The 9,199-nt window shown below is 44.0% G+C and carries 10 protein-coding genes; all 10 read left to right on the top strand.

Going from position 1 to position 9,199, the window contains the following annotated elements; all coding sequences use genetic code 11:
* Positions 1 to 228: 228 nt before the first annotated feature.
* Positions 229 to 1,131 (top strand): sugar phosphate isomerase/epimerase family protein, encoded by a 903-nt coding sequence (locus tag AC1DWN_RS20735; RefSeq protein WP_477560807.1) that lies wholly within the window; start codon positions 229 to 231, stop codon positions 1,129 to 1,131.
* A 24-nt stretch (positions 1,132 to 1,155) separates the two neighbouring features.
* The gene (locus tag AC1DWN_RS20730; RefSeq protein WP_477560806.1) at positions 1,156 to 2,196 is read left to right on the top strand and encodes a galactitol-1-phosphate 5-dehydrogenase; all 1,041 of its coding nucleotides are present in this window, start codon (positions 1,156 to 1,158) and stop codon (positions 2,194 to 2,196) included.
* A 19-nt stretch (positions 2,197 to 2,215) separates the two neighbouring features.
* Entirely contained in the window at positions 2,216 to 3,250 is a 1,035-nt protein-coding gene (locus tag AC1DWN_RS20725) for an alcohol dehydrogenase catalytic domain-containing protein (protein WP_477560805.1), read from the top strand.
* Positions 3,251 to 3,268: 18 nt separating this feature from the next.
* Entirely contained in the window at positions 3,269 to 3,940 is a 672-nt protein-coding gene (gene rpe / locus AC1DWN_RS20720) for a ribulose-phosphate 3-epimerase (RefSeq protein ID WP_477560804.1), read from the top strand.
* A gap of 19 nt (positions 3,941 to 3,959) precedes the next feature.
* On the top strand, positions 3,960 to 5,174 hold the full coding sequence (rhaI, locus tag AC1DWN_RS20715; protein WP_477560803.1) for an L-rhamnose isomerase: 1,215 nt from the start codon (positions 3,960 to 3,962) through the stop codon (positions 5,172 to 5,174).
* 432 nt (positions 5,175 to 5,606) lie between these two features.
* Entirely contained in the window at positions 5,607 to 5,921 is a 315-nt protein-coding gene (locus AC1DWN_RS20710; RefSeq protein ID WP_477560802.1) for an RNA polymerase sigma factor, read from the top strand.
* Between the two features lie 139 nt (positions 5,922 to 6,060).
* A complete protein-coding gene (locus AC1DWN_RS20705; RefSeq protein ID WP_477560801.1) occupies positions 6,061 to 6,468 on the top strand; it encodes a DUF4372 domain-containing protein in 408 nt (135 codons plus the stop codon).
* The gene (locus AC1DWN_RS20700) at positions 6,426 to 7,304 is read left to right on the top strand and encodes an IS4 family transposase (protein WP_477560800.1); all 879 of its coding nucleotides are present in this window, start codon (positions 6,426 to 6,428) and stop codon (positions 7,302 to 7,304) included. Before AC1DWN_RS20705 ends, AC1DWN_RS20700 begins: the two co-directional genes overlap by 43 nt.
* Positions 7,305 to 7,953: 649 nt before the next feature.
* Positions 7,954 to 8,379 (top strand): cupin domain-containing protein, encoded by a 426-nt coding sequence (locus AC1DWN_RS20695; RefSeq protein ID WP_477560799.1) that lies wholly within the window; start codon positions 7,954 to 7,956, stop codon positions 8,377 to 8,379.
* Between the two features lie 40 nt (positions 8,380 to 8,419).
* On the top strand, positions 8,420 to 9,199 hold a 780-nt coding region (locus AC1DWN_RS20690; protein WP_477560798.1), incomplete at its 3' end, for an SMP-30/gluconolactonase/LRE family protein.

Here is a 9,199-nt window from a genome sequence, read left to right as displayed (position 1 = left end):
CGCTATTAATTGAACGCAGTAGTGTGTTAAATAGGAAGCTGTAAATAACAGAATGAGTTACAGGAATAGGTAAACCTAAGTTCTGGGTTTGCCTTTTTTTTTTATTTTAAAAAAAGCACTTGAATGTATCAGTAATACATAATAGTATTAAAATATAAACAATTAAGTTCTATTGATTTGTTAATGTGTATCAGTGTATCGGATGCGTATGAAGAAAGGATGAGGATCGTGCCGGCAGAGTTAAAATTAGGCGTTAATTTGGGCTTTGCGATTAATAAATATGTGGAGCCACATGTTTGGTCGCGGATTGTTGCGGAGGATATGGAAATCAAATATGTGCAGTTGGTCGCAGATTTGCTCAATGTTTTCTTGCCTGAGGATATTGTAAAAAAGCAAGTAGAACAAATTCAGGAAAGTACAGYGGCATATGGATTGGAAATCACAAGCACCTTCACGAGTGCATTCACACGTGTCAATCATTTCATGCATCCGGATGCGAGCATTCGCAAAGCCTGGTTGGCATGGTTCAAACAATTCGCACGCATATCGCGGGACATGGGAGCAAAAACAACAGGGAGCCACTTCGGGATTCTCACGTTTGCCGATTACGACGACACAACACGCAGAGCATACATCATCGAGGAAGCGTTGAAAAACTGGAAAGAGCTCAGCTGGTATTGCAAGGATTTGGGGATGGAATATTTATTGTTTGAGCCTATGTCGATCCCACGTGAAATGGCTAATACGGTTGAAGACACGAAACTGCTATTGGACCGACTAAATGAAGGTGCAGGAATTCCATTTAAAGTTTGCTTGGATGTAGGTCATGCGCCGCACCCGAATGATCGTGATCCTTACCGTTGGGTTAGAGAGCTTGGACAGGTATCACCAATTATTCATATTCAACAGACGGAGAAGGATCAAAGCAAGCATTGGCCCTTTACAGAGGAATATAATCAACTCGGTATCATTCATGGGGAACCACTTTTGCAGGCGATTGAGGATTCTGGCGCACAAGAAGCAGAGTTGGTTTTTGAGCTCTCGCATCGCGAAGCTTGGTCGWCAGAGTTTCGTATCATTCAAGATCACATAGAGTCCGTGAACTATTGGCGCCAATTTGTTAAAAAGTAAATTCACATAAGGGTGTGTTGAGCGATGAAGGCCTGTGTTTTGCATGCTATTGGTGATTTGCGTGTAGAGGAAGTGGAGACACCTAAAGCTCAACCGGGTGGGGTTCTGATCCGAATTAAGGCTTGCGGTGTTTGCGGCTCAGATATTCCGCGTGTATTTACTAAAGGAACCTATCATTTTCCGACGATTCCTGGTCATGAGTTTTCTGGTCAAATTGTCGCGGTTGGAGTGGGCGTTGATCCGACTTTCATCGGCAAAAAAGCCGCTGTATTTCCCTTGATGCCTTGTCGCAAATGTGCATCGTGTGAAATCGGTGAATTCGCGCAATGTACGGATTACGATTATATGGGATCGCGTTGTGACGGGGCATTCACCGAATATATCAGCTGTCCTTTATGGAATATCGTGCTTGCTGCGGAGCATCTGTCTTATGAAGAAATAGCAATGGTGGAGCCGGCAGCGGTTGCGATTCATGCGCTTCGTCAGGCACGGATTGATATTGGTGACGAGGTGCTTATTCTCGGTGCGGGGCCGATCGGCATTATGCTGGCACTATGGGCAGAAGCCTGGGGAGCATCGCGGGTTATGCTGGCGGATGTAGATGAAGCCAAGCTTGCATTTGCCAAGCAGCTAGGGTTTCCGGATGTATGCAATCCACAAACGAGTGATGTTAAAGAGTGGGTTTTTGGACTTACCGGAAGAGGGGTAGATGTAGCTGTAGAAGGGACGGGAAATGCTGCCGCGTGGGAGAATTGCTTAAAAGCAACGCGTCCATTTGGCCGTGTGGTGCTAATGGGGAATCCAACAGGCAGCATGACTTTGACTCAAAACTGCTACTGGGAAATTCTGCGCAAGCAGCTGACTCTGAGTGGAACCTGGAACTCTTCGTATGCGAACCTTCCTAAAAATGAGTGGAAGCTGGCGCTTGATTATATGGCGTCAGGAAAGCTCCGAGTTAAGCAGCTTGTGACGCATCGCGTAAATTTAGATGAATTGCAACCCGCGATGGTTATGATGCGTGACCGCTCAGGGTTTTTCAATAAAGTAATGTATACCAACGAATAACAAATGGAGGCTGATGATTATGAAAGCTGCAGTATTGGATGCTTTGGAGCAAATGAATATCAGGGAAGTCCCGAAGCCGCATGTTGATGACGATAGCATTCTCATGAAAGTAGAAGCTGTCGGCATTTGCGGATCGGACATCCGCATTTACCATCATGGCAATAGTCGGGTGCAATTGCCGCAGGTTTTGGGGCATGAGGCTGCGGGGATTATTGTAGAAGTGGGCAAGAATGTCAGCAAATTTCAAGTGGGTGATCGTATTTCTTTAGGGGCGGATGTCCCTTGTGGGGAATGTGTGTTTTGCGAAGCGGGCATCGGCAACAACTGTCAGATTAACTATGCAATGGGGTATCAATTTGCTGGCAGCTTTGCCGAATATGTGCTGTTGAGCAAGATGGTGGTCAACTTCGGGCCGATTCACAAGATTGCCGATCATATTCCCTACGAAGAGGCAGCGCTTTCGGAGCCGCTGGCCTGTGTTCTTAATGGATTAGAGCTATCGGATGTGAAAATTGGTGATACCGTGGTTGTCATTGGCGCGGGTCCTATCGGCTGCATGCTCGTTGAAGTTGCATTGAAAATGGGTGCCCGCGTACTGTTGGTTAACCGTTCAAGACCACGGTTGGAAATGGCCAAACCGTTAGGTGCTCATGCTTATATTTGCTCCGCAGAAGAGAATGCGATTGAGCGAGTCCTTGCAGAAACTGGCGGACTTGGTGCAGATGTGGTGATAACCTGCAATCCATCGCCTGAAGCGCAGGTGGATGCCATTCATATGGCGAAGAATCGTGCGCGAGTGAATTACTTTGGTGGGTTGCCTAAGGGCCAATCGATGGTAACACTCGATACCAACATTATTCATTATAAGGAACTGTTCGTCCATGGAGCACATGGGTCATTGCCTCGTCATCATCAAAAGGCGGTTGAGCTGATTAATACTGGCATTATCGATATGAAAAAATACATCTCTCATACCTTTGCCTTGGATCAAATTATTGAAGCCATTGCAACTGCGGAAAGTCATGTCGGCATGCGAGTTATTATTAAGCCATAGGAAGGAGGTGCTCGATCTATGCAGAAGCCTGGAAAAATTTCACCTTCCATGATGTGTGCTGATTTTCGCAATCTCGAACGGGAAGTGGCCGCTTTAACTAAAGCGGGCGTGGAATATTTACACTTTGATATTATGGATGGTCATTTTGTACCTAATTTTACGCTTGGACCTGATCTAATGAAGTGTATTCGCGAAATGACCGACATACCGTTCGATCTTCATCTAATGATTGAACGTCCTGACGCATTTTTATCAATTTTTGATATTCACCCGGGCGATATTGTATCGGTCCATCAAGAGGCATCGGTGCACCTGCAAAGAGTGCTGCAGCTCATTAAGGATAAGGGGGCGAAGGCATCTGTCGCGCTGAATCCAGCCACCTCAATCCATACACTGGAGGATATTCTCGATGATATTGAGCTGGTGCTGATCATGACGGTGAACCCTGGATTTGCCGGACAAAGGCTGGTTCCTGCTACACTTAAGAAAATTACAGCCTTAAAACATTATTTGCTCCAGGGGGGCTACACGGATATCGAAATCGAAGTCGATGGCAATGTCAGCTATGAAAATGCGAGGAAAATGCGTGATGCTGGTGCCGATATTTTTGTTGCGGGGACCTCGAGTATTTTTAAGAAGAATCAGGATGTATATGAGCTAACAAGACAGTTCCGCCCTTATATAGCATAATTAGAAAGGATGATCAGATATGAGTGACCGTGCTTATCTATTATTTGAAGAGCAGCAAAAAAACAGAGGAATTGATTTAGAGTATGTGAAAAGGAAGCTGAAATCGCTCAAAGTGGAAACGCCATCATGGGGATATGGGGATCAGGGGACGAGATTTAAAGTTTTTAAGCAAACGGGAATTCCACGCAATGCTTTTGAAAGGTTCGAGGATGCTGCACAGGTACATAAATTTACCGGTATATGTCCAGACGTTGCGATCCATATTCCTTGGGATAAAGTAGCGGATTACAGTAAATTGAAAAGTTATGCCGCTGATTTGGGAGTATCCATTGGTGCGATTAATCCGAATTTATTTCAGGAGGATGGATATATTTTTGGCAGTGTAACCAATTCGAATGCGGCTATTCGTCGCAAAGCAACGGATCATTTGTTGGAATGTGTGGACATTGCAAGAACCACAGGGTCGGAATTACTCAGCTTGTGGTTTGCAGACGGCTCCAATTATCCAGGACAGGTTGATATACGCAAGCGTAAAGCCTGGATGATGGAATCATTGACAGAAATGTATAAAGCAATGGATTCAAACATGCGTATGCTAATCGAGTACAAATTTTTCGAGCCGGCTTTCTATCATACTGATCTTGCTGATTGGGGCATGGCTTTTAATTTGGCGAATAAGCTGGGTCCTCAAGCCGAAGTATTGGTTGATACAGGCCATCATGCCCAAGGCACCAATATTGAACATATTGTAGCCTATTTATTAGATGAACAGAAGTTGGGGGGATTTCACTTCAATAGTCGAAAGTATGCAGATGATGATTTGATCGTAGGCTCGATGAATCCCTATGAGCTTTTTCTGATTTTCTATCAAATTCTCGATGCAGCGAATGATTCTCAAGCGGGGGTTAGACGAAATGCGGATCATATTGCTTATATGATTGACCAAAGTCATAATATCGAATTGAAAATTCCGGCAATGATTCGCTCCGTGCTAAATGTGCAGACACAGTATGCTAAAGCACTGCTGATTAATCACGATGAGGTGCGAGAAGCGCAGGAAAAACAGGATGTACTTGGTGCGGAAGACGCTGTACGAAGTGCTTTCGAATTGGATGTTACAACCTTGCTTCAAGTATTGCGTGAAGAAATGGGGGTCCCGGTTCAGCCTATGAAAGCATATCAGCAAAGTGGTTATGGTGGCCGGATTTTGTCACGTGATACAGAAAGTGGTTAATTGTAACATCGTTCAGGGTGACGGTAGGATGCCCACTAACAACTAAATTAAATTAAGACCAGTTTTGAAGAGTACCACTTAGTTAGTAGGGGATTACTTTTGAAGAATCGAGAATATAACTTGGGATTAAACAAACAAGAATCCGCGGATCCTGAAACATAATATACTTTTGTTATATGACGAGTATCGAGTTTAGATTGCTTACAAATGTTTTGGAGAGCAGTTCAATCAAGAGAATGCGTGCGAATTTATGTGAACGGGCGTACAGCGGCACTGATTGTCGGTATTGTTCGAATTATCAGGGATCTGGAGTGGTGTTAAAATTGTCCATTCATCTATTTTTTGATCAAAGGCAGAAACTTTAACATAAATTCAAATCTTAATTATTTGAAGACGAATTTCCCATTAAAATTCAAAATAAGTGTGATAAAAATGTGGAAAACACTATTCAGTAATTCTCCAAAAAATGTGGACCAATCAACACAAAAAGTTTTATTTAAAATGTTCTATTCCAAAGTAGTTCAAGCTGCTTATTATATTGTGAAAGATCATGCTCTCGCAGAAGATATTGCGCAAGAGACTTTTGAAAAAGCATTTAAAAGAATTTATACTCTCAAAGATGAAGCGAAAGCGGAAGCTTGGTTTATACAAATAGCAAAAAGAACAGCGATTGATTATTTGAGGAAAATGAATAAGGAACGAGATATTATAACTGTTAATGATAACAATACATTAGCATTGCTTTAAGTAAATCGAAATTTGTCAAGTGAATTTTGGGTGTAAATTGTGCTATAATTGTTATTTTTAGGTGGGTTCTGAACGCAAAAAAGCCCTTATACTGGGAACAGGTAGTCCTGTCCAAATACCCAGCATAAGGAGCTAATCCATGGACAAGTGTACTACAAAAATCACTTTGGCGGAATACTTTTCTCCGCTAAACCACAATTTTTTATCAAGTCTCATTGAAAAGCATGGCCTTGACCGCTATACGAAGAAGTTTACTGCCATATCCGCCTTCAAACTGGCTATTTTCGCTCAGCTTATGCAGATCGAGCATTATACTGACATCAGCAAGATGCTCAATAACAAAAAGAAGCTTCAAAAGACGATAGGTCTACCTTCTATCAGTACATCTCAGCTGAGTCGAAAATGGCGGGAACTTGATCATCAAGTTCTGGGGCAAGTCTACCGTCAGGTGGTCCAGCAAGTCATCTCGCGTTTTGGTGTCGCCAAAGCCAATAAGAAGCTCGCATGGTTCACATGGTTGATTCATCGACGATTACGCTTTGTTTGAACCAATACCGATGGGCAAACTACTCCAAGCACAAAGGCGCAATCCGGTTGCATACACGATTCAATCACACCTGTGATGTCGGTTTCCCCGATGAGGTCCTCTTAACCACAGGGAGCGTGGGCGACCCTACGATGATGGGCGATCTCGTTGTCTTTGAAGACGGTGCGCTGAATGTGTTTGATCGAGCCTACGTGGACTATGAAAAGTTCGACGCCTATTGCGAGCAATCCGTTTACTTTGTCACGCGGCTTAGACACAGCGCCAAATTCAAAGTGCTTAAGGTGTGCGAAGTGAAACCTGACACTGACGTGCTTCAAGATGCCGTCGTTTTGCTGGGGTATAATGCACGTAAACAGATGAAGAATAAATTGCGGCTCATCCAGTTTCAGGAGACCCCTGAAGAAGTCATGCTGATTTGCACCAACGACTTCGACGCGCCTGTGGAAGAAATCAGAGAAATTTATCGCCGTAGATGGAAAATAGAAATGTTTTTCAAGTGGATTAAGCAGCATCTTCATGTGAAGCACTTCTACGGCCGCAGTCCCAACGCAGTTTACAACCAGGTTTATGCAGCATTGATTGCCTTTTGCTTAACACTGCTGATGCAAGCAAATGTTCATCATAGGGGCACCATGCTGGAAATGGTCAAACAACTCCGATTAAGTTGGGACAGTAGATTTCAACGATTTTTGCTGGCGCTTTTCCCCCTACCGGGACGAACGTCAAGAGGACGACGAAGGCAAATGGATGCAGAGACGGCATATATTGAAGTCTGTCGGCAGTATATGAATGAAGAAGCCAACGACTGGGATGAAAATACAGGTGACTTTTTCTAATATAAGGTAACAATTGTGGATAAGTGGCTACCGCTATTCCTGCCTTGATCGTTTTTAATTTAAGACGTAATTATTATTATCAGAAAACTCAGTCTATTGATACATATGGTAATTTTCCCACACTAAGGTAATTACCTTGAGCTTGACATTATCGCAAAATGTTTATGCAATGCTAATGCATTAAACCGAATAACTACTGGATGAGTTGAACGTTATGAATGAGAATGCTCACGGGAGATGATCGAAGAAATAACTGGTTTAAGCTCCTCGCAGATCAGCGAGCTTCGTAAACACTAATTGAAAGCCCCGCCTGCATCAGGACGGGGCTTTGCTGTGCCTTCACATAGCGATTGGCGAGATTGCATCAACTCATATTTTTGTATTCTTTAGGCGTAGTACCAACGAGGAGTGGTTTCACACCCCTGATGTTTTAGTTTTCCGTCAAGGGAACTACCCGCTGCTATATCAAATAAAAGAAAGCCCAAGTGATAGTATGACTATCGAAGCTCAAATGTGTAATTCTGAATGCGAGAAAAAATCATATAAATATCAATAATCCATATAAAATGAATCAATATAACGGAAGGAAAAAATGCGTGTTTCCCGTACACTAACGATAATAAATAAAATTCAATTACTGAGGTGCCCCATGGAAAAACATGTAGTCATTCATTCTAACGAAGTGAAGCCGTTCGTCGTCAATGAAACGTACTCTTCCAAAATGCTCGTAGACAAATTCAACACTTTATCGAAAGGCTTGCAAATCAACGAAGGGACTTTGAAGGCAGGTTGCAAACTGCATGGACATACGCACCGCCCCCCATTCGACGAGATTTATTACGTCGTAAGAGGAGAAGCATACTTGAACATGAATGACACGAAATACGATTTGCATGCGGGAAGTTTGGTATTTATCCCCGGAGGAACGTTTCATGCCTTGGAAAACAAAAGCGAGACGGAAGATTTCGTCGTCATGACCATTTGGCCGAATCATCCGGATCCTGGAGTAAATCCCGTATACGACAAGCGGGTCGAGGCATGGGGCAGTTCTTACCAAACAATCGATCCCGAATAAATATCCACGATTTATTTCAAACAAGAAGGAGTGAAGCGGGATGGACGAATTTCAAGCGGAATTGGTACTGGACGCTAGAAATGTTCTGGGAGAAGGGCCGATTTGGAACGAGGAAACCTCTTCGCTCTATTGGATCGATATTTTGGATAAAAAGCTGTACGTTTATGATTCGGCAGCGGGTACCGTGAATGATTACGATATGGGTCAGTTTATCGGATCATTCGCGCTTAAATACGACGGTAAACTCGTTTGCGCAATGAAAGACGGGATCTTTGAATTCGATAGATCGACCGGCGAGCTACGACTTCTCGCGAACCCGGAGGGCGATAAGCCGAACAACCGATTTAACGACGGGAAATGCGACGCCGCGGGCAGGTTCTGGGCGGGGACGATGGCCGTCGATGACTCTCCGGGCACAGGGGCGCTCTATTGTTTCCAATCGGACTTTTCCGTAAAGAAGAAAATAGAGGGCATAAGTTGCTCGAACGGCATTTGTTGGACGAGCGATAATGACACGATGTATTACATTGATACGCCCACGAGAGAAGTGTGGGCATTCGACTACGATGTAATTAGCGGCGGGATTTCCGGAAAGAGAACGGTCGTGCATTTTCCTGAAGGCGAGGGACTTCCCGACGGCATGACGATCGATGCGGAAGGAATGCTATGGATCGCGCACTGGGGCGGCTGGCAAGTTTCCCGTTGGAACCCTAAGTCTGGTAAGAAAATCGGAATCGTTCGCGTGCCGGCGGAACAAGTCACTTCATGCATCTTCGGGGGCAAGGATGGCGAAGAATTATGGATTACAACGGCTCGGGTC

The sequence above is a fragment of the Paenibacillus sp. P4_A7 genome, assembly GCF_056402455.1.
Note: the sequence above shows the minus strand (reverse complement) of the source record. Positions and strands in the feature narration are given on the sequence as shown.

Bases quoted from the DNA above. Each gene is read 5' to 3' on its own strand.
- rpe (WP_477560804.1), top strand. From the start codon at position 3,269: ATGCAGAAGCCTGGAAAAATTTCACCTTCCATGATGTGTGCTGATTTT.
- AC1DWN_RS20695 (WP_477560799.1), top strand. From the start codon at position 7,954: ATGGAAAAACATGTAGTCATTCATTCTAACGAAGTGAAGCCGTTCGTC.
- AC1DWN_RS20700 (WP_477560800.1), top strand. From the start codon at position 6,426: ATGGTTCACATGGTTGATTCATCGACGATTACGCTTTGTTTGAACCAA.
- AC1DWN_RS20710 (WP_477560802.1), top strand. From the start codon at position 5,607: ATGTGGAAAACACTATTCAGTAATTCTCCAAAAAATGTGGACCAATCA.
- AC1DWN_RS20730 (WP_477560806.1), top strand. From the start codon at position 1,156: ATGAAGGCCTGTGTTTTGCATGCTATTGGTGATTTGCGTGTAGAGGAA.
- AC1DWN_RS20705 (WP_477560801.1), top strand. From the start codon at position 6,061: ATGGACAAGTGTACTACAAAAATCACTTTGGCGGAATACTTTTCTCCG.
- rhaI (WP_477560803.1), top strand. From the start codon at position 3,960: ATGAGTGACCGTGCTTATCTATTATTTGAAGAGCAGCAAAAAAACAGA.
- AC1DWN_RS20725 (WP_477560805.1), top strand. From the start codon at position 2,216: ATGAAAGCTGCAGTATTGGATGCTTTGGAGCAAATGAATATCAGGGAA.